This window comes from Paucidesulfovibrio longus DSM 6739 (genome assembly GCF_000420485.1).
GTDB classification, from domain to species: domain Bacteria; phylum Desulfobacterota; class Desulfovibrionia; order Desulfovibrionales; family Desulfovibrionaceae; genus Paucidesulfovibrio; species Paucidesulfovibrio longus.
Genome location: NZ_ATVA01000001.1, coordinates 1 through 21,797, shown reverse-complemented (window position 1 = coordinate 21,797; position 21,797 = coordinate 1). Strand labels below are relative to the sequence as shown.

Genomic DNA, 21,797 nt, shown 5'->3' with positions numbered 1-21,797 from the left:
CGTTTTCGTTGCTCGGATTGAACGGGATCAGTCGCCGGACGCTTGCCGGCTCCTGGCCTCGGCCTTCTGGATGACCTCCTGGATTTCGCCCAGCTTGAAGGGCTTGGCCAGGAAGTCGAAGACGCCCTTGCGCAGCGACTCCTTGGCGGTCTCCATGGTCGCGAAGCCCGTGATGACGATGACTTCCGTGCGCGGGGAGCGTTCCTTGACCTCGGTCAGGAACTGCATCCCGTCCACGCCTTCCATCTTCAGGTCGGTGATGACGATGTCGAAGTTGCGCTGGCGCACGCGCTCCAGTGCGTCCGCGCTGCGGAAGTAGCTTTCGACCTCGTAGCCCTTTTTCTCCAGCGCGGGCTGAAGGCGCTTGCTGACGATGGGCTCGTCGTCCAAAATAAGTATGCTGGTCTTGCCCGGGACGGTCATGACGCACCCCTCCGTTGATTGTTATGCGCCGGACTTCACGATCTTTTCGAACAGCTCCACATGGGCCTGGATCTGTTCGTCGTCGATCATGGAGACGTCCAGCTGCCGCGTATAAGCCACCAAGAGGCCCAGGATGCGGACCCGCCGGAGAATCAACGGCGCGTCGAGCTTTTTCATCCGGGCCACCACCAGGTCTTCCTGGAGGGTGGTGGAAAAATCATGTCGGCTCAGGATGTCCGCTATGAAGCGGGCTCGGCGCGAGCGCCGCGTTGCGCCCGTGACCCCGCCCGCGAAGCGGAAGTAAAGATAGTTGTCTTCCTTGAAGCGGCTCGCGTAGCAGTCGATCATGCTGAAATGGTAGCCCAGCCGCAGGCTGAGGTGGGCGTAGGAGTCCGAGATCACGGCCAGGTTCTGGCCCATGTGCTTGGGGTTGACCAGTTCCGCGGGCATGGTCCGCGTCAGGCTGGACATGAAGCTGCCGAAATCCACGGGCACGGGGCCGGACTGCCAGACGCCCGGTTCGGTCACGCCCTGGATGAAGGCGTGCATGGGCGAGGAAACCACGTCCGCCGGGGTGATTTCCCGGCGTCGCCAGCGTCTTCCGCGCGCCTCGTCGCTCTGGGGCTCCACCAGCCCGCCGCCGATGTCCATGAGCACCAGGTCGAGGGGTACGGGGAGCACGAGCCTGCCGCTCGCGCTGGCGTCGTCCACGTGGCGGGCGTGGTTGATGTTGATCAGCTCCTCCACGGCCTTCTCGTGGATGAAGCGGGTGATGTCGTGCAGGGTCCGGCAGCCTTCGGGCGAGAAGTTCGAGGCCGAGGGATCGATGAGGTTCAAAGGCTCCACGAGCCGGAGCACCCGGCGCAGCAGCCGGTACTCGTAGGCGTCCTCGATGCGGTCGCTGGTCAGCTCCAGCATGCAGAGTTCCTCGACCATGCCCTGGTAGACGGTCTTTTGCTCCGCGTCCAGGGTGATGCGCTGGCCGTTTCGCAGCAGGCGGGTGGCGTTGCCCGCGTTCAGCAGGGCGGGCACGCGGTATTCGCGGGCGATGGTGGCCATGTGTCCCACGGCCGAGCCCACGTCCGTGATCACCCCGGCGGCCCGGCGCAGCACCGCGGCGAAGGAGGGCGAGGAATGCGGGGCCACGAGAATGGCTCCGGCAGGGAAGTCTTCCAGCTTCACGCCCTTGCGCATCAGGAAGACCGGGCCTGTGGCGATGCCCTGCTGGGCCACGTCGCCGCGCCCGGTGAGCAGCACGGGGTAATCCTTGAGCGATTCGGAAAGATCGCGACAGAGCGCCTCGCCCGAACTCTGGACCCGCAGGGGCCGGGCCTGGAGCAGATAGAGGTCGCCGTACTCGTCGAAGGCGAACTCGATGTCCTGGGGCTTCTTGAAGTGGCGCTCCAGCCGCAAGGCCGTCTCGGCCAGGAGCGTGACCTCCCCGGCCGTGAGGCTGGCCCGGGTCTGCAATTCCTCGGGCACGGCCTCGGAGTGCACGCCGCCGTCCGGAGCCACGCGCTCGGCGTTTTCCTTGCGCACCACGGAAATGGCCACCTGCTTGTGGGGCCGCTCGCGCGAGACCACGAAGCGATCCGCAGCCGCGTCGCCCGAAACCAGGGGCGCGCCCAGGCCCCAGGTTCCGGCAACGACCACGTTGCGCTCCTCCGGGGCTTCGGGCGGCAGGCTGTAGACCACGCCGCTGGACCGGGCCGGGATCATGGCCTGGAAGGATACGGCCATGAAGACCTCGTGCGCGGCGAACCCCATGTCGCGGCGGTATTCCATGACCCTGGCCGAATAGGCCCCGGCCAGAACCTCTCGGTAGGCGTCGTGGAGCTTGTCCGGGGTCACGCCGAGCACGCTGCGGTACTGCCCGGCGAAGGAATGCTCGCCGTCCTCGCCCCAGGCGCTGCTGCGCACGGCGTAGAAGGTTTCCGGGTCGTCCGGGTCCAGGCGCAGCGCCTCGGCCCCGCGCGACAAGGCCCGGCGCAGCCGGGGCGGCAGCTCTCCGGCCAGGATCAGCTCCTGGATGCGCTCCGAGGCGGAGTGGGCGTCCATCTTGCCGTCCTGCCAGTCCGAGGTCAGGGCCGCGATGGGCTCGCGCAGGCGGTTGTGGTCCAGGAACGCCTGGTAGGCCGTCACCGTGGCGACCATGCCCTGCGGTGTGCGCAGGCCGAGGGTGTTGCCGAGTTCGGCCAGGTGGGCGGTCTTGGCGCCGACGGCTTCCCGGTCCGAGGGCTTGATCTGGGAGTAGCGCAGCACCATCGGGGTTTCTGGAATCACCGTTCTTCCGGCGATTTCCGCCTCGATGTTGCCGCAGATGGCCCGGAAGGACTTGTTCAGGCCGAGGTATTTGCCCGGAGCCAGGCCGTCCATGGCGTAGATCAGCTTGCCGACCAGGTTTTCCAGCTCGCTGCTCGCGCTGCGGATGTACTGGCGGTCGAAGATGTAGCTGCCGCCGAGCTTGCTGTTCATGGAGGCCACTGCCGTGAGCACCGCGTTGTTCAGCTTCAGGATTTCCCGAAAACGGCTGAACAGGTCGGCGAAGGAGGGTTTGTCCCCTCCCCGCCACCTGCGCAGCAGCGAATGTATGTGCGTGCTCAGCGACATGGGCATTCTTCTCCTGGCTAGTGCGCCCCTCCACGGTCCTTGAATACCACGGTCATGAGCAATCCGGCCATGATGGCGATGAGGGTCGCCATGATGCCGTAGGTCAGCGAGTGTCCGAAGGCCAGGGACGAGAGCAGGGCCGGAAAGCCCACCAGTTCGGCCTGGATTTCTTCCGTGGCGCTCGCCACGACCTTGCCGTCGCGGACCGCGAAGAGCTCGATTTCATAAGCGCCCTTGCGCAGGGCCGAAGGCAGCGTGATGCGGGCGTCGAAGTCGCGGTGCCCGTCCTCGTCCTTGCCGTAGGTGACGGCGCCCTGCTGGACCTGGTAGAGGCCCTCGTTCTTCTTGAGGTGCAGGAACTCCTTGAAGATGGATGCGTCGGTTTCGCCCTCGAAGGACTGGAATCCGAGTCCGGCCTTTTCCCAATCGGCATCGCAATCCGGAGCGGAGTTCGCGTCCAGGCCGATGAGCAGCACGCCCGGCACGTCCTCGATGCTCACCGTGGCGAGGTTCATCCAGAGCATGCCGAGGGCCTTGCCCTTCTGCTTGAAGTGCTTGTCCCCCCGGTCGCCCACGACGCGGATGACCGCGGTGCCGCCTTCGGGGATGGTCCCGGACATGGAAAGGCTCGTGCCGTTGTAGTTGGTGCCGATGTCGATCTTGTCGGACAGGAGCTTGAGGGTGCTGTCCTGGGCCGCGAAGAGCGGTCCGCAGGAGAGGATCAGCGTCAAGGTCAAGGCCAGGGCCAGGGCCGCGATGTTCAGGCTGGTCTTCTTCATTGTTAATGTCCTCCGGTGTAGGCCAGCAGCACGTCGGGAGTGAGCAGCAGGTTGAGCAGCATCTTGACCATGACCGCCAGCACCAGGGTGGCGAGCAGAATCTTGAGCTGTTCGCCCTTGAGGTGCTTGCTGATCCGCGTTCCGAACTGGGCGCCGATGGTGGAGCCGAGCAGGAGCAGCAGGGCCAGCACGAAGTCCACGGTGTGGTTGGTGTAGGACTGGAGGATGGTCACGTTGATGCAGGTGAAGAGAATCTGGAACAGGCTGGTGCCGACCACCACGTGCATGGGCATGCGCAGGAGGTAGACCATGACCGGAACCATGATGAAGCCGCCGCCGACGCCCATGATGGCCGCGAGCACGCCCACCAGGCCGCCCAGCACCAGGGGCATGAGCAGGGAGAGGCGCACTCCGGACTTCTGGAAGTCCGTCTGGAAGGGCAGCTTCTCCAGCATGGCCGCGTAGCGGGATTTCTTCTTGGGGGCGGCCTCTGTCGGCGCGGGCTGCGCGGTCTTGCGCATGCCCTGGAGGCTTTCGATGAACATGTAGGAGCCGACGAAACCGAGCATGAGCACGTAGGTGACGTTGATGAGGAAGTCGGCGTTGCCCATGGCCTTGAGGATCTTGATGGCCTGCACGCCGCCGAACCCGCCGACCACGCCGCCCACCAGGAGCAGCAGGCCCATCTTGAAGTCCACGTTGCCGAGGCGGTAGTGCGCCAGACAGCCCGAGGTGGACGCACCGACGATCTGGTTAGAGTCGGACGCCGCGGCCACGGTCGGTGGGATTCCGAACATGATCAGCAGGGGCGTCATCAGAAAACCGCCTCCCACGCCGAAAATGCCGGACATAAGACCCACGAATCCGCCCAAGGCGAAGATGAGGATCACGTTTACGCTGTTCCCGGCGATGGGAAGGTACATATGCCACATCGTCGATCTCCTTTCCTGTTAAGGGATTGCGTCAAGTCCGCTTCTCCCGGCCCTGGCCCGCGGCCGTTGCCGGGCGATGCGTGCTCATCCACTCCACATTCCGCAGAGGGCGGCAAAAATCCGGACTTCGGGGAGCGCGTTCGTCGATTTGGGCATGTCTCAACGCTCCCGCTGGGCCAGAACCTTTTGCACGACCTCGATATGACAGCTGGTCTGTTTGCTGATTCGTTCGAGCATTTCCAGGAAACGCCGTGTTCGCTTGGGGTCTTTGCCGGACGGCTTGGCGATGACCAGGATGGTGACCGCGTTCTCCTGCACGAAATGCAGAATCTCCTGCTCCAGGGAGCCGTGGGCCACGTAGTAGGGAATACGGGCCCGGTCGGAGCTTTCCTCGGCGATGAGGGACTCCAGCCGCCGTTCCGGCAGGCCGATCCACTCGTCGTCCTCGCCGGACTGCTCCATGAGCTCCTGGTCCACGACCATGAGGATGGAGACGTTGGCCTTGACCCTGCGGGTCAGTCCCAGGGCATAGAAGGCCAGCCAGAAGCTGGATTCCGAGGAGTCGATCGCTATGAGTACGTTGTCCATCCGGTGCGTCCATTTGCCCCTGACAGAGCAAGGGCGGTGCCAAGAGACGGGCGGACCGGGCTGTGCGTAATCATGCGAAATTAAATGTATTTCAATTCTTGGGCGTGTCGTGGAGGATAAAGTGCGGCTTTATGTGTTTCAATTTGAAATGCGGTCCGGGCCAGGCGGCCGGGCCGGAGCGCGCAAAAGGGCGGCGGGGAACAAGGCGGGCGCAGACGCCGCAATGGGCCGATCTTCAAGGTATCATTGGGATCGCGCCGATGCGAAGTGCGCCGTGAGGTTGTGAAAATATTCCGGAGTTGAAAAAGTGTTGTTCAAAATGAAACAGCGGGCAACGGATATGGGGGGCCTTGTTCTCGGTTTTCAGGGCTTCCTGTTTCAAAATGAACCATTCGAAGGCGCTCCGATTGCCGGGCGGCGGGAGGCGGAAGAAAAACAGGGGGAAGAGTCTTTCGCTGGGCGTCAGGCAGCCCGTGGGAGGGGACGCGGCGGAATTTCGAAAGGAGAAGCACGGCCCGCAAGGAGGGGAACCGTTGGCGTGCGTGCGGGGCGGCCCGCACCGGATGTCCGGGCCGCTGCGCCTATTCCTCGTCCTTGATGCCGAACTTCTTGATGCGCCGCCAGAGCGTGGTGCGGGGCAGGCCCAGGATGTGGCTGGCCAGGTTCTTGTTGTAGCCCGTGGCTTCCAGAACCCGCTGGATGTGGCGGCGCTCCATCTCCTCCAGGGGCAGCATGCCCGAGCCGCCGAAGGTGCTGAAGGCCAGGTTGAGCAGGTCCGGGGGCAGCTCGTTGATGCCGATGCTTTCGCCCTCGGCCAGGGCCACGGCGCGCTGGACGATGTTTTCCAGCTCCCGGACGTTGCCGGGGTAGTTGTAGTGCATGAGCACTTCCATGGCCTGGGGCGAGAGGGAGGTCACCGACTTGCCGAAGCGGTTGTTGAAGGTCTTCAGGAAGTGGTTGACCAGGATGGGGATGTCGTCGCGCCGCTCGGCCAGCCGGGGCAGGTAGATCATGACCACGTTCAGGCGGTAGAAGAGATCCTCGCGGAATTCGCCCGCGCTCATGGCCTGCTGGAGGTCGCGGTTGGTGGCGGCGATGATCCGGATGTCCAGGTGGATGGGCCGGGTGCCGCCCACGCGCATGATCTGCCGTTCCTGGATCACGTGCAGGAGCTTGACCTGCATGTTCAGCGGCATCTCGCCGATCTCGTCCAGGAAGACCGTGCCGCCGTCCGCGGATTCGAGCAGGCCGATCTTGGTGGCCGTGGCTCCGGTGAAGGCTCCTTTCTCATGGCCGAAGAGTTCGCTGGAGATCAGCTCTTCGGTGAATCCGCCGCAGTTGAAGGAGACGAAGGTCTTGTCGCGGCGCGGGCTGAGGTCGTGGATCGCCCGTGCGGCCCGCTCCTTGCCCGTGCCCGTGTCCGCCTGGAGCAGCACGTTGCAGTTGACCTTGGAAACCTTGCGGATCATGGCGAAGACTTCCTGCATGGCCGGGCTGTTGCCGATGAAGTCCTTGAGGGGCGGGGTTTTGTCCAGGGCGGCCTTGAGCCTGCGGTTTTCCTCCTTGAGCTGGAGTTTTTCCAGGGCCTCGCGGGCCGCGGCCCGGATGTCCTGAAGCCGCAGGGGCTTGACCAGATAGTTGGACGCTCCCTTGCCCGTGGCCTTGACCGCCGAGGGGATGGAGCCGTGCCCGGTGACCACCAGGGCCTCCACGTCCTCGAAGCCTTTTTTCACGAAGTCGAGGATTTCCATGCCGTCCATGTCCGGCAGCCTGAGGTCGATGAACACGAGCTGGAAGGGCGCTTCGGTCATCCGGGCCAGAAAGGGGTGCCCGGAACCGAAGGTTTCGGTTTCGAAGCCCAGCTTTTCGAGCACTCGGGCGATGTGCCGGGCCGCCTGGCCCTCGTCGTCAATGACCGCAGCTCGAAACTTGCTCATCCGCTTCGTCCTCCTCGCCCATGGTCAGCAAATGAATGGAAAAAGTGGTGCCCTGGTCCACTTCGCTCTTCACCTCGATGAATCCGCCGTGCTTCTTGACGATTCCATATATGATGGACAGGCCGAGGCCGGTGCCCTTGCCCACGGGCTTGGTGGTGTAGAAGGGGTCGAAGATGCGTTCCAGGGTTTCGGCGGACATGCCGCAGCCCGTGTCGGCCACGTCCACGCAGACATAGCCTTCCGGGCCGCTCCGGGCCGAAATGCTCAGCACGCCCCCGTCGGGCATGGCCTGCGTGGCGTTCATGAACAGGTTGATGAAGACCTGCTCCAGATAGTGCAGATCGCCGCAGATGTCCGGCAGGTCGTCCGGGATGCTCGAAATCACGCGGACGTGGTCGAGCATGAGCTGGTTGCCCACCAGCTTGAGGGTCTGGCGGATGACCTCGGCGACCTTGAGCCGGGTCATGGGCTGGCGGTCCTCCCTGGAGAAGTCCAGCAGGTTGCGGACCACCTCGCTGGCCCGGCTCGTCTCGTTGATGATGTCCAGAAGCATCTCCTTGGCCTCGACTTCCGAAAGCTCGCCGAATTCCTCCAGAAGCGTGTCCGCCGTGAGGGAGACGTTGTTCAGCGGGTTGTTCAGCTCATGGGCGATGCCGGAGGTCAGCGTGCCGATGGAGACGAGCTTGCGGGACTCGATGAGCTGTTCCTGGCGGGACTCGATCTCCTCGGCCATCTTGCTGAAGGCGGAGCGCATCAGCTTGGAGGCGTAGTCGTCGCTCTTGATGTGCTGGATGGCTTCGTAGTCGCCCTTGGCCACGCCCTCGGCCGCCTGCTGCACGTAGGCGAGGCGGTCCATGACCCGCTTGGCCTGCCAGATGAACAGGACCGTTATCAGCGCGGCAAGCCCGATCATCACGCAGATGGGGATGTAGAGGATGGAGATCAGGGCGTTGTGGATGCGCTGCTTCTTGAGGTCGAGCAGGCGCTGCGCAAAGCCGACCATGGCCGTGCCCAGGCGGCGGACCTCCGCGAAGTCGGTCTTGCCCCCTTCGGAGAGGATGTGCAGCCGCTGCTTGTATTCCTTGAGATCCGAAATGAAGCCCTGGTATTCCTCTTCCCCGCCGATCTCCACGATGTTTTCCTGAAGAATGCCCACGGTCTGCTCGGTCATCTCGATGTAGACGAGCATTTCCTTGAGGCTGCCGGGTTCCGGGTAGAAGATGTAGTTTTTTTCGTAGCGCCGGATTTCGAGGATGTCCGAGAGCAGCTCGTGGAAATGGTCCAGAACGCCGAGCCTGTCGCGGAAGGAGACGATGTTCCAGCCGTACATGGCCGTGTTCAGGGTCATGAAGCTGATGAACGCGACGAAGAAGATGATGATTTTGATCCGAATCTTGTTCATGGCCTTCCCGTGGGTCGAGTGCTGTTCGCCGAGAACGGCCATATGCCGCCGACGGTCCACGGTGGGTCTGCAAGGCACATACCAGCCTGGGGTCAAGGGCGGGAAAAAGCGGTCCCGGCGGGAAGGAACATAGCCGACCCGCCGGGACAAAGCAAAGGGAGGACCGGAGGCTCTTTATTCCTCCACCTGCATGACGCGGCGGATATCCTTCTGCCGCGACTTGATCAGGGCCAGCTCCTGCGGCGCGACATGCTCCTGCATGTCCTGCATGCCGTCCATGCCGCCCTGGGACTGTTCGAGCATCTGGAGCATCTGCTGCTTTTGCTCGTCGGTCATGGTCTGGTCGGCCATGATCTGCTTTCTGGCCTCGGCCAGCTCGGCCATGATGGCCGGACCCTGCTCTTCCATGGCCAGGCCGGAGATGCCCACGGCGCATTGGTGGGCGACGTAGAAGAAGCGTTCGTGGTCCCAGCCGAGCCCGGAGACGAAGGTCGCGGCCTCGCGGGTCCAGTCGTCCTCGTTGCCGCTCTGGTCCAGCTCCTCGCCGCGCGTCTCGGCCCAGCCTGTGAACGCGGGCCAGTCGTGGAGGAATCGTTCCAGCTCGGATTGAGTGAAGGGAGGCATTCCGGCGTAGTCTTCGGCAGAGTCCTGGGCGTGGCCGGGTACGCTTTCCTGCGCTGCAACAGGCAAAGCGCAGGCAAACAGGACGAGAAATGCGAAGAGTATTTTATGGGGTTGCATGGGGTCTCCTCTCCGGTGGGCGGCCGGACGCGGTTGAAGTGTGTCTTCAACTATACCACAATATCGTTGCCGAACGAAAGTAAATTGAGAAGCATGCAATGCCTTGCCATAATTTCATTTTTGCGTACAAGAATCCGGAAAATGCAAGAGCCCCGGCTTGGCTTCCGCAGTCTGTCGGATGCGGGGAGATTGCCCGAAGCCGCAATTATGGGTAGCAACGGAGGGAAGCGTCCATTTCGAAAGGAGCGCAGCCCGGTCTTTCGGAAGGGCGTGCGCCCCCTGCCCAACGGCGAATTCGTCTGCACCTGAGAAAACGGAGCGAACATGGCCCTGGTTCAGAGAACGAAAGAGGAATGCATCGAGCTGCTTCGGCAGAGCGCGAAAGCGGTGGAGCCCGGACAGAAGATCAAGGCGGACGTGTTTCAGCCGCAGGACGCGGAAAACGTGGCCCGGCTGTATTACGCCATTTATGGCGACAACTTTCCCCTCGACTACGTTTATGATCCGGAGCGCCTGCGCGCGGCCAATGCCGGGCCGGACGTGCAGATGTTCGTGGGCAGGGCCGAATCCGGCGATGTGGTGGGCCTTGCCGGGCTGTATCGGTCCGCGCCGGGGAAAGGGGCTGTGGAGTCGGGCGGACTCATGGTGTTGCCCGATTACCGCAACGGCTTTCTGGCTCTGCGCCTGACCAAGATGACCTACGTCGCGGCTCGCGACGAGCTTCAGGTGAACATGCTTTTCGGCCAGAGCGTCACGGACGAGACGACCATGCAGAAGGTCAACCGGAAATACGACATGCGGGAACTGGCCTTGGAGATCGAAAGCATGCCGCCCAAGCGGGACAGCGACGCGCGCATCAGCCTGCTCTGCGAGTTCACCATCTTCCGCGACATTCCGCACGCGGTGCACCCGCATCCGGCCTACGAGGACTACCTGCGGGACGCCTACGGACAGCTCGGCGTGGAACGCGAATTCGCGCCCGGCGTCGATCCCGCCGGAATCACGGACTGCGCTTTCACGAGCATGGACAATTCCGGGATTGCCAAGATCCAGGCCGATGCGCTGGGGGCGGATCTGCCCGACCGGCTGGCGGAACTGGAGGCGCTCCATCCCGGCATGCACGCCTATCATGCGCAGCTGCCGCTTGCGGACCCCGGCCTGCCCTGGGCCGTGGAGCGCGCCTGGGAGCGGGGCTATGTGCTCGGGGGCCTGCTGCCGCTCTGGAGCGACCGGGACGTGCTGATGCTTCAGAAATTCGCGTCGCGTCCTGATTTTTCCGCGCCCAAGCTGCTGGCCGATGATACCAAGGCGCTTTTGGAGCGCATCCGGGAGGAATACGAGCTGAGTCTGAAGGAATCGGGCCGGCCTTAGGCGTACTTTTCGCGCAGATGGCGAAACAGGCCGGGCTTGCGGTCGTATTGATGCACGATGAGCGCGGGCGCGCCCGCGTCGTTGAGCACGTCGCCCTGGTCGTCGAGGGCGGGCTCGCCCGGCCTCGAAGCCAGGGTCAGGATCGGGCCGGAATTGTCGTGCAGCGTCAGCTTCGGCAGGCTGCGGCCATGCACGAGATGGTTGTGCACGGCCTGGTCGTATCCGGCCATGCGCGGGGCCGGGACGTAGGGAGCGAGCAGGGCGGTGAGCTTTTCGAGGTAGTCCGCCACAGCTTCCGGATCGCCCAGGGTCGTGCCGGAGCAGGACACGGGCGCGCGGCGCAGGGCGTCGAGCGCCTGCGGGCCGAGGTGGCCGCGCACCCAGAGGGAATTGTGCGGGCAGTCGCCGAGCAGCGCGGCGCGGTGCTCCAGCACGGCGTTCAGACCGCTCGGCCAGGCGTAGGCAAAGGGATCGCGCTGGAAGATCACGTCGCGAACGTCCGTGAGCAGAACGCGGGAAAAACGGCCCGCCTCGCGCCGGAGCAGGTTCAGGGCGTGGAAATGGCGCAAGGCGTTGCAGGGCAGATGCTCCAGGCCGGGCAGGGCGCGCATCGGCACGAGCCGGAGGGCGAACCCGCTCGCCAGCGCGGGCATGCGCTCCTGGTCCCGCGTGGTCGGGGAGACGAACAGCACGCACTCGCCCTGAAATCCCGACCGGGCGAGCGAAACGAGAAAGGGCCGCACATCCCCGAGATGGTAGCCCGCAGCCGCTCCGAGCACGAGATCCGTTTTCCCGCCCTGCACCTTCATGCCGCCTTCCTCGCGTGATACGCCCAAAAATGCAAGCGCTCCAAGGCCGGAAGCGAATTGCGATTTTTCGCGTTCCGCGTGTTGACATCGAAGGCGAAAATGGGCAAAAGGGTTCTTCCCAACGACGTGGGGCTGTAGCTCAGTTGGGAGAGCGCTTGAATGGCATTCAAGAGGTCGTGGGTTCGATTCCCTCCAGCTCCACCACGAATATGAAAGGGCTTCGGTAGTTTACCGAAGCCCTTTTTCCGTGCTTGCGGGGTAGATTTGGGGTCCGTTATGGGGGGCAGGAGAGATGAGAATGGGCGTCGAGCCTGGATTCAATCGGCGGAATGCGAGCGGAACATAGGCGGGATGCTGGTTTTACGAACGCGGAGCAGGATGCGGTGCGTCCTCGTCACCCCATTCTTGGTCCGTTGGAAGGTGATGAGATTTTCCTGCTCGCTCAAGATGACATCGGACCATTTGAGATCCAGCGCTTCCTGCCTGTTGCAGCCGTGTTCCACCGCCAGAAGGATCGCCAGCGGCAGATAGTGGCTGGACCGCATGTTTGGTGCGGCGGCCAGCAGTTGATTCACCTGTTCGGGGGACAGGAACCGTTTGCGTTCATGGTTTTTTTCCGTCATATACCGGATGCTTGCCGCATGGTTCCGCTCGATCAGTTCTGCGGCCTTGGCAGCCGGTATGCGATGTCGACCGATTTTTTCTGTTAATCTGCGGGGTGTGCGCGGGCGACAGATCGGTTAGTTAAGGACTTCAGATTATTGCTCAGAGGGTGTACCTCCGTTCTAGGCAGCCCTCCTCCCTTGAACCAAGAACGTTGGTCAAAGAGAGCGTGCATCCAATGTATGTGGGATAACCGTAGAAATATTGAATGCGAAGGCAAGGGCTTATAATAGCAGATCAGACGGTGTGACTTGTCGGTCGCGGCACCTTTTTTCGAAAAAAAATTTCGTTGTGACGGTATGCTATGTCAAATAAAACCTCTGATCATAGCACCCTGTTTTGGGGGAAAACGGTTGCAGGCGAGGGATATCATCACCTTGCTTGTCACTGTCTTGACGTCGCTGCTGTAACTCATGTTCTTTTGGACATGGACTCACTGTTTCGTGCCCGCCTCATGCATCTTTCTTCGATGGATGAAGCCGGAACACTGGCTTTGCTCCGTTTTTTCGCCTCCGTACACGACCTCGGCAAGTTCTCGCTTCCCTTTCAAAACATGGTTCCCGAACTGGCGCGGCGACTTGGCATTCCGGAGTGGCGGGCGGAAGGCGGGCCGCACCACACGGAGCTCGGTATGGGGCTCTGGTCGGAGGTCGCGCCGCAGGTGCGGATCATGCTCCGGGCGGAAAACAAGCGATGCCTTTCCCCGTTGGCGGCGGCAGCCTTCGGCCACCACGGCGAGCCCGTTTCCGCCTGCTCGAATGTGAAACGGTTCTTCAAGGGCACGGAGTGCGAGGCGCAAGCCTTCGTCAAAGACATGGCGGACTTGTTTCTTGGCGGCGTCTCCCTGGACGGAGTCGGGGAAAACGGCCTGTGTCGGCTGTCCTGGCTCGCCGCCGGACTGTTCGTGCTTTCCGACTGGGTCGGCTCCAATTCGGAATGGTTCGAAGCCCGAGCGGAGGTCGGCGATGTCTCGGAGTATTGGGGCTACGCTGTGGACCGGGCTCGGATCGCCGTCGCGGAAACGGGCGTGCTGTCCGCGTCCCCGTCGGGCAGGCTTTCCTTTCACGAATATTTTCCAGGCCTCCCGGACGACGCGTCCCCGCACCCTCTGCAGCGGTATGTGCTCGATCTTCCCGACCCGGACGGACCGGAGCTGCTCATCTTGGAGGACCAGACCGGAGGAGGCAAGACGGAGGCCGCCATCCTGGCCGCGCATCGCCACATGCGTGCCGGGACGAGCGCGGGCGTCTTCGTCGGGCTGCCGACCATGGCCACCTCCAACGCCATGTACGCCCGCCTTGCGCAGAGTTACCGGCGGCTCTTCGCGGACGAGAAGGCATCGTTGGTGCTGGCCCATGGCGGCCGGGCCTTGAAAGAAGACTATCTGGAGAGCATCGGACTTGAAGCCATTCGTCCCGCATCCGTCGGAGGGGAGGGCGGCTTTTGGGAGGGAGGGGCGGCCTGTTCGGCCTGGATCGCGGACAACCGCAAAAAGGCCCTGCTTGCACCGTGCGGCGTTGGCACTCTGGACCAGGCGCTGCTCGGCGTCCTGCCTTCCCGGCACCAGTGCCTGCGCCTGCTCGGTCTGTCACGGTCCACGCTCGTCGCCGACGAAATCCATTCCTACGATGAATACACGGGCACACTGGCGTGCTCGTTGCTGTCCTTCCATGCGGCCCTCGGCGGCAGCGTGGTGCTGCTCTCGGCGACCATGACCCGCGAGCTCCGGGAGAAGCTGGTGCGCGCCTGGGTGCGGGGAAGGGAGCTCGCCGGGGGGACGACATTGCCGGAAATGACCGTTCGGGAGACGGCCTTTCCCCTGGCCACGCGGGTAATGGACACTTGTCTCACGGAGACACCCGTGGCGGCCTCGCGGCGGCTGGACGTGGCCGTGACCCCGGTGTCGGACGAAGACGCGATGTTCGCCGCCCTGGCGGACGCGCATCGGGCTGGAGCCTGCGCGTGCTGGGTCCGCAACACAGTGGGCGATGCGCTGGCGGCCCGGCGCAGGCTAGTGGAGGAGTACGGCGTGCCCGCCGGGGACGCCTTGCTATTCCACGCCCGGTTTGCGGGCTGCGACCGGCAGGAGATTGAATCGCAAGTGTTGGCGACGTTCGGCAAGGAATCCAGGCCGGAGGAACGGGGAGGGAAGATTCTCATCTCCACCCAAGTCGTGGAACAATCGCTCGACCTTGATTTCGATGTCTTGCTTTCCGACCTCGCGCCCATGGAACTGCTCATTCAGCGCGCCGGACGCTGCCATCGACACCAGGCGCGTACCGGTCGTCCGGAAGGGTATCGCTCGGCGCGGATGCTCGTGCTCATGCCGGAGCCCGTCGAGGATGCGGATGCGGAATGGTACGGCCGCGTCTTCCCCTCGGGGCGCTACGTTTACCCCCGCCCGGACGTGCTCTGGCGCACCGCCCGGCTGCTCGCGGATCGCGGGCGGCTGCTCCTGCCCGAGGACGCGCGCGCCCTGGTGGAGGGCGCCTATGCGGGCGACGTGCCGGAAGCCCTGCTGGACGAGGCGCTTCAGGAACTCGGCAAGGAATACGCCGACAAGGCCTTCGCGGAAAACAACCGACTCCGTTTCGAAGCCGGCTACCACAGGCGCAGCTCCGGCACGGTCTGGGACCGGGACCAGAAGACCCCGACCAGGCTCGGTCAGACGACCCGGCAGGTGCGGCTGGTCCGCGTTCGGGAGGGCCAACTCGCGCTTTGGGGCGCGGCCCGACCGGACGACGCCTCCATGCGGGCCTGCCTGCGCTCGGAGGTCCGGCTCTCGGCCTACAAGCTCGCGGAGATGGTTGTTCCGCCCGAATTGCAGACTGCGCTGGACGTCCTGACCGAACGGATGCCCGACAAGGGGCGCTGGTCCCTGCTGGTGCCGCTCGTGGAACGGGAGCCGGGGCGCTGGTTCGGTGCGGGGAGGAATGAGAAGGGGCAGGTGGTGGAGGTACGGTACGTTGAAGGGGAGGGGGCGGAAATTGACGGATGAATGGGGCTCAGTTAGGGAGAATGAGTTCCCCGCGTGCGCGGGGATGAACCAGAGAGGTGTTCTCGATAACACCAAGGGTTTATATGTTCCCCACATAGTGGGGATTGTCAAATTATCAAGAAGGAGAGCTGGTTAACGTGAGCGCCATGAAATAAAAAGGAGAGTTGATTACGATAACGGCATGGAATGAGAAGGAGAGATGATCACGATAACTACAAATTAGAATTGACAACCTCTTCTGGCTGCTGTACCTAAAATAAAAAAACGACCCCTTCGAATCGAGTCCGAAAGGGCCGCTGGTGTGCACAAAGGCACAGGTGTGAGAACCAAAAAATAGCCTTTCGTGCGCGAGCCGTCAACCTGATGCTCGGAAGGAAGGCTTGCTGTCATGCAGACTTTTGTTTTTAGATCTCGGCGTACGATCGTCATCATGTACCTTAGCGCTGATTGCAGCGTGGTTCTCGTCATCCCCATATTCTCCGCGGTCATCTCGGGTTAACCGAGGTGGCCGCAGGGCGGTTCTCCCCAAGGCGGGGAGGGCCGCCTCGTTTCTGCAAGTATAGCCTTTTTGTTATCATCGATCAACAAAGGAGGCGCATCAATGTTCAATCTGCTTGAGGAGCGCTGGCTTCCCATCGTCCGGGCCGACGGCTCGGAGGGCGTGATCGCGCCGTGGGAGCTGGCCGCGGGGGACAACCCTCCCAAAGACCTTGCGCCGCCGAGGCCGGATTTTCGGGCGGCGCTCATGGAGTTCCTGGTGGGGCTCCTGCAGACGGTCCGACCTCCGGAAACCGCCGGAGAATGGGAACGGCTCCACGAGGAACCGCCTGCGCCGGACGAACTTCGCGCGGCCATGGAGCCGCATAAATCCTTCTTCAATCTCTTCGGCGAACGGCCGCTGTTCATGCAGGACTTCGAGCTGCCGCCGGGCACGCCCAAGGACGCCAATGATGTGGCGGCCCTGCTCATCGACTCCCCCGGCGGCAATACGCTGAAGAACAGCGGCGACTTCTTCATCAAGCGTGGCTTCGTCAAGGCCATGTGCCCGGCCTGCGCGGCCATGGCGCTCTTCACGCTCCAGACCTTCGCGCCCTCCGGGGGCAAGGGGCACCGCACCTCCCTGCGCGGCGGCGGGCCGCTGTCCACGTTGGTGGAGGGCGGCACGCTGTGGGAGAAGGTCTGGCGCAACGTGTTGCCGCAGAACGCCAGTGTCCACGAAGTCGCTGCCGCGCCGGGCCCCGACGGTCTTGCCGGTGCGGTCTACCCGTGGGGCGCTCCGACCCGGACCAGCGAAAAGGGCGAGGAGACGCACCCCGGCGATGTGCACCCCCTGCACGCCTATTGGGGCATGCCCCGGCGCATCCTGCTGATTCCCGATGAAGAGGCCGGTCCCGTGCAGTGCGACCTTTGCGCCGCTTCCTCCCGGACGGTGGTGCGCCGCTATGTCACGCGGCCTTCCGGATATAATTATGGAGGAACATGGCGTCATCCGCTGACCCCGTACCGCCACCAGGGGCAGGACAAGGACGCGTATTCCGTGAAGGGAATGGCGAACATCGCCGGTTATTCCCATTGGCTCGGCGTGGTCTACGGCCAGTTCGACGACAGGACCAGGGACGGCAAGGGGATCGCCCGGGCGGCCTGTGTGGCAAATGCCATGGAATTGTTCGACGACCCCGAAACGCGGGAATTGCTTGCCGAGCCCGAATTCGGGCTGACCGTGCGCGCCAGCGGGTTCGACATGGACAACATGAAGGCCCGGCAGTGGTGCGAGTCCGAATTCCCGGCCTACCATGTGCCGGAGGAGCGTCTGGCTGATTTTCGGCTGGCCGTGGACATGTTCGTTGCCGCTGCGGATCAGGTGCGGCGCAATCTCGTGGGGGCGCTCAAGGACGCGCTGGTGCACGAGGCCGCCAAGTCGCAGGCCAAGATCGACGCGACGGTGTTCGACAATGCCGGGACCGCTTTCTGGGGCGCGACGGAAAAGGGCTTTTACCATCTGACCCGCAGGCTTGCCGAATGTGAGGACTACGGTGAGGCCGAGCCGTTTCGCATCGAGTGGGCGGACATCCTGGCCAAGACGGCGGTAGAACGCTTCCATGCGGAGGTCGAGCGGTTCCAGGTGCAGCCGGAACGCATCAAACGGCAGGTTCAGGCCTGGCGCTCCATGCGGAACTTCAACCGCGCGGCGCTTGCGAAAATTCTCGAATTGCCGACAGAGCGAGGTTCGAAATGATCAACAGCTTCAGCGAAGTGCAAGGGAACAAAGTCTTTTGGACCGTTTTGGGCGAGTGGTTGGAGTCCTTGCAGAAGGACCGGGGCGCCCGGGCGGAACTGCGCCGGGCCAAGTCGCCTACTGAGGTGTTCACCTCCCGGGCGTTCTGGCGCGGACTGGTGCCCCTGTTGCGCCGTGCGGGCTTCGAACTCTCCACGCCGTTGCTGGAGCGTTTGGCCCTGCCCGTAGGCATCCTGGCCCACGCGCGCAGGCTTTCCTCCGAGAAGACCTTTCCTCGCCAGCTCGCAGCCATTCCCAAGGCCAGCGAAGAAATTCGCGACGCCCGGTTCCGCAAGCTCATCACCATCCGCGACGGCGACCGGGACGAGCTGTACCGGATGCTGCTGCGCCTCGTGCGGATGCTCGATGGCGCGGTCGACCCGGTAAGTCTGACCATCGGCACGGTCTGGTGGAATGAAACCACCAGCCGCACCTGGGCCGAACAATACTACCTCCACGCCATTACCAATTAAATCAAGGAGAAAAGACATGTCCAGATATATCCAGCTCCACATCCTGACCAGCTATCCCGCCGCCAACCTGAACCGCGACGACCTGGGCCGCCCCAAGACCATGACCATGGGCAATACGCAGCGGCTGCGCGTCTCCTCCCAGAGCCTCAAACGCGCCTGGCGCACTTCCGACGCTTTTGCCGAGGCCCTCGGCGGTGCGCTGGGTACGCGGACCAAGGAAATCGGCAAGTACGCCTACAAGGCGCTCACCTGCGGCGTGACGCTTCATGAGGCCATCGACGGCGTAGAAACGGGGGGATTGTCCACTCTTAAGGAGAACAAGGCTGTGGCCATCGGTCGCGCCATCGGGAGCGTGTTCGGCAAAATCAAGGCCAAGTATGAAAAGAAAAAGGACGATGTCGAGTCGAGCATGAAGGCGTTGTTGGAGTCTCTGGAGACCGAGCAGATCGTGCATCTCTCCCCGGCGGAGATCGAGGGCGTGGCCGCGCTCGTCGAGGTCTGCCGCGCGTCGGGCAAAGTGCCCGAGGGCGAGGCGCTGGACCTGCTGCGCGCCGACGCGGCCTCGGCGGACATGGCCCTGTTCGGGCGCATGCTGGCCGCCAGCAAGCGGTTCAACGTCGAAGCCGCCGCGCAGGTGGCCCACGCCTTTACCGTGCACACCGCCGCCGTGGAGGAGGACTTCTTCACCGCCGTGGACGACCTGAACAAGGAGGATGCCGGGGCCGGGCACATGGGCGTCGCCGAGTTCGGTGCGGGCCTGTTTTACCTCTACGTCTGTATCGACCGCGAGTTGCTGCGGGAGACTCTGGGCGACGACAACCTGACCGCGCGGACGCTGCGCGCTTTGGTCGAGGCGGCCTGCACCGTCAGCCCCACGGGCAAGCAGAACAGCTTCGCCAGTCGGGCCTACGCCTCCTTCTGCCTCGCGGAGAAGGGCGACGAGCAGCCGCGTAGCCTGGCCGCCGCGTTCCTGAAACCGCTGAACAGCGAGAAGGGCGATCTGCTGGCGGACGCCGTGGAGCGCCTGCTCGGACGGCGCGATTCCCTCAACAGCGTGTACGGACAAGACCTTGCGAGTGAATGCTTCAACGTCGCCGACGGCGGGGGCAGCCTGCGGGCCGTGTGCGGCTTCATCGCGGAGTGACCGTCATGCGCGAATATCTGCTCTTTACGCTGAGCGGCCCGCTCCAGGCCTGGGGAACGGTGGCCGTGGGCGAAATCCGGCCGATCTCCGGCCGCCCCACGCGTTCCGGCGTCTTCGGGCTGCTGGCGGCCTGCCTGGGCATCCGCCGGGATGAGGAAAACCGGCTCGCGGCGCTGCACGAGGGCTACCACTTCGCCGTGCGCGTGGACGCCCCCGGCGAACGGTTCATCGACTACCACACCGTGCAGACGCCCAGGGAGCGGGCCAAGCTTGTCTACCGCACCCGCCAGGACGAACTGGGCCGCATGCTCGGGCCGGACGACGAGCCGAACACCATCCTCACCCGGCGCGAATACTTGGCCGGGTCGGTGTTCACGGCCTGCGTCTGGGCGCGGGAGGAGCCGCCGCACCCGCTGGCGGAGCTCCGCGACGCCCTGTTCCGGCCTCGACTGACGCCGTACCTCGGACGCAAGTCGTGCCCCGCGGACGAGCTGTTCCGGCCCGAGATCGTCGAGGCGGCGGACTTCGCCGAGGCGTTGGCCCGCAGGGAGGCTCCGTACCGGACAGGCATCGTCGATGCCGCGGACCGGGACGTCTTCTCGGACGAGCTGGACGGCCTGGAGAAACTGGAAACATTCATCGTGCGCGACCAGGTTTCCCATCATGGGCGGCGGCAGTTCTCCGTCCGGCCTGAACACCGGCTGCGCGCGGGCGAATGACAGGAGGCGACCATGTACATGAGCAAACTCAGCTTCGATCCCGCCGCCCTTGTGCGGGCTGGTATCTATGAAATGCACCAGGCGTTGTGGGACGTGTTTTCGGACGGCCCGGAGCGGAAACGCGATTTCCTGTTCCGCGACATCGGCGGCGGGCGCGACGGGGCGAACTGTTTCCTGGCCGTTTCGGAACGTCCTCCCGTCAAGTCGGACTTTCTGATTCGCCGGGAGGTGAAGGAATATGACCCCCTGCTCGCCGTCGGCGATCGCGTCCTGTTCTCGGTGCGGGTGAACCCCGTGCGCAAGACCCGCGAAGGCGACAAACAGAAGCGCTACGATGTTGTGCAGGACCTGCGGACGCGGCTTATGGAGGCGGGGACGCCGAAGCACGCCCTGCCGCCGCGTTCCGAACTCGCGGAACAGGCCGGGCGCGATTGGCTGCTTGCGCGGCAGGAAGGCCTCGGACTGGAAGTGGAGCCCGAAACCGTGTTGGCCGACGGCTATGCCCAGGACCGGTTCCGCAAGAGTTCCGGGTGCAAGCCGATCGTGCTCGGGCGTCTCGATCTGCGTGGCTTCGCGCGGGTCGCGAACCCGGACGCGCTCCGGATGGCCCTGTTCCAAGGCGTGGGCTGCGCCAAGGGGTTCGGCTTCGGCCTGCTGCTCGTCCGGAGGGCGTGATGCTGCCCAAGCTCGCTCCCATCCCCCTCAAGGAACGGTCCAGCATGGTCTTCCTGGAGAAGGGGCAGCTCGACGTGTTGGACGGTTCCTTCGTGCTGGTGGACGCCGTGGGCGTCCGGACGCATGTGCCGGTTGGAGGCGTGGGATGCATCCTGCTGGAACCCGGCACGCGCGTTTCGCACGCTGCCGTCGTTCTTGCCGCCCGGGCCGGGACGTTGCTGGTCTGGGTGGGCGAAGCGGGTGTGCGGCTGTATGCCGCCGGACAGCCCGGCGGCGCGCGCAGCGACAAGCTGCTCTGGCAGGCGTCACTCGCCCTGGACCCCACGGCCCGGCTGAACGTCGTGCGTCGCATGTTCGCCGTCCGCTTCGGCGAGGACGCTCCGTCCAACCGCAGCGTGGATCAGCTCCGGGGAATCGAGGGCGGTCGCGTCAAGGCGCTTTACGCTTTGTTCGCCCGGCAATTCGGCGTGAAATGGACCGGACGGCGCTACGATCCCAAGGTTCGGGCCTCCGGCGACGTCCCCAACCAGTGCGTGAGTGCGGCCACCTCCTGCCTCTACGGCGTGACGGAAGCGGCCGTGCTTGCCGCCGGGTATGCTCCGGCCATCGGGTTTCTGCATACCGGCAAGCCCCGTTCCTTCGTCTACGACATCGCGGATCTGCTCAAGTTCGAAACCGTGGTCCCGGCGGCCTTCGCCGTGGCTGCGAAGAAACCGAAAGATCCGGAACGGGAGACTCGGCTCGCCTGTCGCGACGCCTTTCGCTCCAAAAAGTTGTTGCGACGGCTTATCCCTTTGATAGAGGACGTGCTCTCGGCCGGAGGATTGCCCTTGCCGAACGCGCCCAAAGACAGTGTCGGACCAGCGTTCGAAGATGAGGAGGGACTCGGCGATGACGGTCATCGTGGTTGAAAACGTCCCGCCTCGACTGCGCGGCCGCCTCGCCGTCTGGATGCTGGAAATCCGGGCCGGGGTCTACGTCGGCGATTTCTCGCAGAAGGTGCGGGAGATGATCTGGAACAATGTGGCCGAGGGATTTGGCGAAGGGAACGCCGTTTTGATTTGGCGAGCGACAAACGAACAGGGATTCGCCTTCCGTACACTTGGTGCGAACCGTCGCGAACCCCGCGAGTTCGATGGCCTGACCCTGGTCTCCTTTCTCCCCTTGGAAGGTGATGCAGAAAAGCAAGAATAGAGCCGAGAATTGCAAGAAAAGTTGGTGACTTTGGATCGCCTCGAAAAGGTGAGTTATTGTGGTC

19 protein-coding genes and 1 tRNA gene are annotated in these 21,797 nt (G+C 63.8%); 10 read left to right on the top strand and 10 right to left on the bottom strand.

Annotated elements, in window-relative coordinates:
• Nucleotides 1–27 precede the first annotated feature (27 nt).
• The 8 genes from G452_RS0100105 to G452_RS0100070 all read right to left on the bottom strand — a co-directional run bounded on the left by G452_RS0100105 (nt 28) and on the right by G452_RS0100070 (nt 9,412).
• The gene (locus tag G452_RS0100105) at nt 28–423 is read right to left on the bottom strand and encodes a response regulator (protein ID WP_022660227.1); all 396 of its coding nucleotides are present in this window, start codon (nt 421–423) and stop codon (nt 28–30) included.
• A 21-nt stretch (nt 424–444) separates the two neighbouring features.
• Nucleotides 445–3,033, bottom strand: a complete 2,589-nt coding sequence (locus G452_RS0100100; RefSeq protein WP_022660226.1) for a PEP/pyruvate-binding domain-containing protein — start codon at nt 3,031–3,033, stop codon at nt 445–447.
• A gap of 17 nt (nt 3,034–3,050) precedes the next feature.
• Entirely contained in the window at nt 3,051–3,812 is a 762-nt protein-coding gene (locus G452_RS0100095) for a TIGR02186 family protein (protein ID WP_022660225.1), read from the bottom strand.
• 2 nt (nt 3,813–3,814) lie between these two features.
• Nucleotides 3,815–4,744 carry a sulfite exporter TauE/SafE family protein gene (locus tag G452_RS0100090; RefSeq protein ID WP_027188881.1) on the bottom strand — a complete coding sequence of 310 codons (930 nt, stop codon included), beginning with the start codon at nt 4,742–4,744 and terminating at the stop codon, nt 3,815–3,817.
• A gap of 159 nt (nt 4,745–4,903) precedes the next feature.
• Nucleotides 4,904–5,332 carry a universal stress protein gene (locus G452_RS0100085; RefSeq protein ID WP_022660223.1) on the bottom strand — a complete coding sequence of 143 codons (429 nt, stop codon included), beginning with the start codon at nt 5,330–5,332 and terminating at the stop codon, nt 4,904–4,906.
• 581 nt (nt 5,333–5,913) lie between these two features.
• The gene (locus tag G452_RS0100080) at nt 5,914–7,269 is read right to left on the bottom strand and encodes a sigma-54-dependent transcriptional regulator (protein ID WP_022660222.1); all 1,356 of its coding nucleotides are present in this window, start codon (nt 7,267–7,269) and stop codon (nt 5,914–5,916) included.
• Complete coding sequence (locus G452_RS17355; protein ID WP_040367974.1) at nt 7,241–8,671, bottom strand: sensor histidine kinase; 1,431 nt, start codon at nt 8,669–8,671, stop codon at nt 7,241–7,243. Before G452_RS17355 ends, G452_RS0100080 begins: the two co-directional genes overlap by 29 nt.
• Nucleotides 8,672–8,845: 174 nt before the next feature.
• Nucleotides 8,846–9,412, bottom strand: a complete 567-nt coding sequence (locus tag G452_RS0100070; RefSeq protein WP_022660220.1) for a hypothetical protein — start codon at nt 9,410–9,412, stop codon at nt 8,846–8,848.
• A gap of 324 nt (nt 9,413–9,736) precedes the next feature.
• Here G452_RS0100070 and G452_RS0100065 point away from each other — a divergent pair, with 324 nt between their 5' ends.
• A complete protein-coding gene (locus tag G452_RS0100065) occupies nt 9,737–10,783 on the top strand; it encodes a hypothetical protein (protein ID WP_022660219.1) in 1,047 nt (348 codons plus the stop codon).
• Here G452_RS0100065 and G452_RS0100060 read toward each other — a convergent pair.
• Complete coding sequence (locus tag G452_RS0100060; protein ID WP_022660218.1) at nt 10,780–11,592, bottom strand: hypothetical protein; 813 nt, start codon at nt 11,590–11,592, stop codon at nt 10,780–10,782. The genes G452_RS0100065 and G452_RS0100060 overlap by 4 nt on opposite strands.
• A gap of 128 nt (nt 11,593–11,720) precedes the next feature.
• Here G452_RS0100060 and G452_RS0100055 point away from each other — a divergent pair.
• Nucleotides 11,721–11,796 (top strand) — tRNA-Ala (locus tag G452_RS0100055).
• Between the two features lie 113 nt (nt 11,797–11,909).
• Here the strand turns inward: G452_RS0100055 and G452_RS0100050 are convergent.
• Nucleotides 11,910–12,215, bottom strand: a complete 306-nt coding sequence (locus G452_RS0100050; RefSeq protein ID WP_022660217.1) for a tyrosine-type recombinase/integrase — start codon at nt 12,213–12,215, stop codon at nt 11,910–11,912.
• Nucleotides 12,216–12,559: 344 nt separating this feature from the next.
• Between G452_RS0100050 and G452_RS0100045 the strand changes: the two genes are divergently transcribed.
• From G452_RS0100045 to cas2e, 8 genes are all read left to right on the top strand, one after another.
• A complete protein-coding gene (locus G452_RS0100045) occupies nt 12,560–15,253 on the top strand; it encodes a CRISPR-associated helicase/endonuclease Cas3 (RefSeq protein WP_022660216.1) in 2,694 nt (897 codons plus the stop codon).
• A gap of 601 nt (nt 15,254–15,854) precedes the next feature.
• Nucleotides 15,855–17,489, top strand: coding sequence for a type I-E CRISPR-associated protein Cse1/CasA (casA, locus tag G452_RS17350; protein WP_022660214.1), 1,635 nt, complete (start codon nt 15,855–15,857; stop codon nt 17,487–17,489).
• On the top strand, nt 17,486–18,001 hold the full coding sequence (gene casB / locus G452_RS0100030; RefSeq protein ID WP_022660213.1) for a type I-E CRISPR-associated protein Cse2/CasB: 516 nt from the start codon (nt 17,486–17,488) through the stop codon (nt 17,999–18,001). Before casA ends, casB begins: the two co-directional genes overlap by 4 nt.
• Nucleotides 18,002–18,017: 16 nt before the next feature.
• Complete coding sequence (gene cas7e, locus G452_RS0100025) at nt 18,018–19,145, top strand: type I-E CRISPR-associated protein Cas7/Cse4/CasC (protein WP_022660212.1); 1,128 nt, start codon at nt 18,018–18,020, stop codon at nt 19,143–19,145.
• Between the two features lie 5 nt (nt 19,146–19,150).
• Nucleotides 19,151–19,864: a type I-E CRISPR-associated protein Cas5/CasD gene (cas5e, locus tag G452_RS0100020; RefSeq protein ID WP_022660211.1), complete on the top strand. Its 714-nt coding sequence runs from the start codon at nt 19,151–19,153 to the stop codon at nt 19,862–19,864.
• Between the two features lie 12 nt (nt 19,865–19,876).
• Nucleotides 19,877–20,539 carry a type I-E CRISPR-associated protein Cas6/Cse3/CasE gene (gene cas6e / locus G452_RS0100015; RefSeq protein ID WP_022660210.1) on the top strand — a complete coding sequence of 221 codons (663 nt, stop codon included), beginning with the start codon at nt 19,877–19,879 and terminating at the stop codon, nt 20,537–20,539.
• Nucleotides 20,539–21,450, top strand: coding sequence for a type I-E CRISPR-associated endonuclease Cas1e (gene cas1e / locus G452_RS0100010; protein WP_022660209.1), 912 nt, complete (start codon nt 20,539–20,541; stop codon nt 21,448–21,450). The genes cas6e and cas1e overlap by 1 nt, the downstream gene beginning before the upstream one ends.
• On the top strand, nt 21,431–21,733 hold the full coding sequence (gene cas2e, locus G452_RS0100005) for a type I-E CRISPR-associated endoribonuclease Cas2e (protein WP_022660208.1): 303 nt from the start codon (nt 21,431–21,433) through the stop codon (nt 21,731–21,733). The genes cas1e and cas2e overlap by 20 nt, the downstream gene beginning before the upstream one ends.
• Nucleotides 21,734–21,797 lie beyond the last annotated feature (64 nt).

Excerpts from the sequence above, each read along its gene's own strand:
- casA (WP_022660214.1), top strand. The coding sequence starts at position 15,855 with ATGTTCAATCTGCTTGAGGAGCGCTGGCTTCCCATCGTCCGGGCCGAC.
- cas6e (WP_022660210.1), top strand. The coding sequence starts at position 19,877 with ATGTACATGAGCAAACTCAGCTTCGATCCCGCCGCCCTTGTGCGGGCT.
- cas5e (WP_022660211.1), top strand. The coding sequence starts at position 19,151 with ATGCGCGAATATCTGCTCTTTACGCTGAGCGGCCCGCTCCAGGCCTGG.
- cas1e (WP_022660209.1), top strand. The coding sequence starts at position 20,539 with ATGCTGCCCAAGCTCGCTCCCATCCCCCTCAAGGAACGGTCCAGCATG.
- G452_RS0100050 (WP_022660217.1), bottom strand. The coding sequence starts at position 12,215 with ATGACGGAAAAAAACCATGAACGCAAACGGTTCCTGTCCCCCGAACAG.
- G452_RS0100060 (WP_022660218.1), bottom strand. The coding sequence starts at position 11,592 with ATGAAGGTGCAGGGCGGGAAAACGGATCTCGTGCTCGGAGCGGCTGCG.
- G452_RS0100095 (WP_022660225.1), bottom strand. The coding sequence starts at position 3,812 with ATGAAGAAGACCAGCCTGAACATCGCGGCCCTGGCCCTGGCCTTGACC.
- G452_RS0100070 (WP_022660220.1), bottom strand. The coding sequence starts at position 9,412 with ATGCAACCCCATAAAATACTCTTCGCATTTCTCGTCCTGTTTGCCTGC.
- G452_RS0100085 (WP_022660223.1), bottom strand. The coding sequence starts at position 5,332 with ATGGACAACGTACTCATAGCGATCGACTCCTCGGAATCCAGCTTCTGG.
- cas2e (WP_022660208.1), top strand. The coding sequence starts at position 21,431 with ATGACGGTCATCGTGGTTGAAAACGTCCCGCCTCGACTGCGCGGCCGC.
- G452_RS0100045 (WP_022660216.1), top strand. The coding sequence starts at position 12,560 with ATGTCAAATAAAACCTCTGATCATAGCACCCTGTTTTGGGGGAAAACG.
- G452_RS0100065 (WP_022660219.1), top strand. The coding sequence starts at position 9,737 with ATGGCCCTGGTTCAGAGAACGAAAGAGGAATGCATCGAGCTGCTTCGG.
- G452_RS0100105 (WP_022660227.1), bottom strand. The coding sequence starts at position 423 with ATGACCGTCCCGGGCAAGACCAGCATACTTATTTTGGACGACGAGCCC.
- G452_RS0100090 (WP_027188881.1), bottom strand. The coding sequence starts at position 4,744 with ATGTGGCATATGTACCTTCCCATCGCCGGGAACAGCGTAAACGTGATC.
- G452_RS17355 (WP_040367974.1), bottom strand. The coding sequence starts at position 8,671 with ATGAACAAGATTCGGATCAAAATCATCATCTTCTTCGTCGCGTTCATC.
- G452_RS0100100 (WP_022660226.1), bottom strand. The coding sequence starts at position 3,033 with ATGTCGCTGAGCACGCACATACATTCGCTGCTGCGCAGGTGGCGGGGA.
- casB (WP_022660213.1), top strand. The coding sequence starts at position 17,486 with ATGATCAACAGCTTCAGCGAAGTGCAAGGGAACAAAGTCTTTTGGACC.
- cas7e (WP_022660212.1), top strand. The coding sequence starts at position 18,018 with ATGTCCAGATATATCCAGCTCCACATCCTGACCAGCTATCCCGCCGCC.
- G452_RS0100080 (WP_022660222.1), bottom strand. The coding sequence starts at position 7,269 with ATGAGCAAGTTTCGAGCTGCGGTCATTGACGACGAGGGCCAGGCGGCC.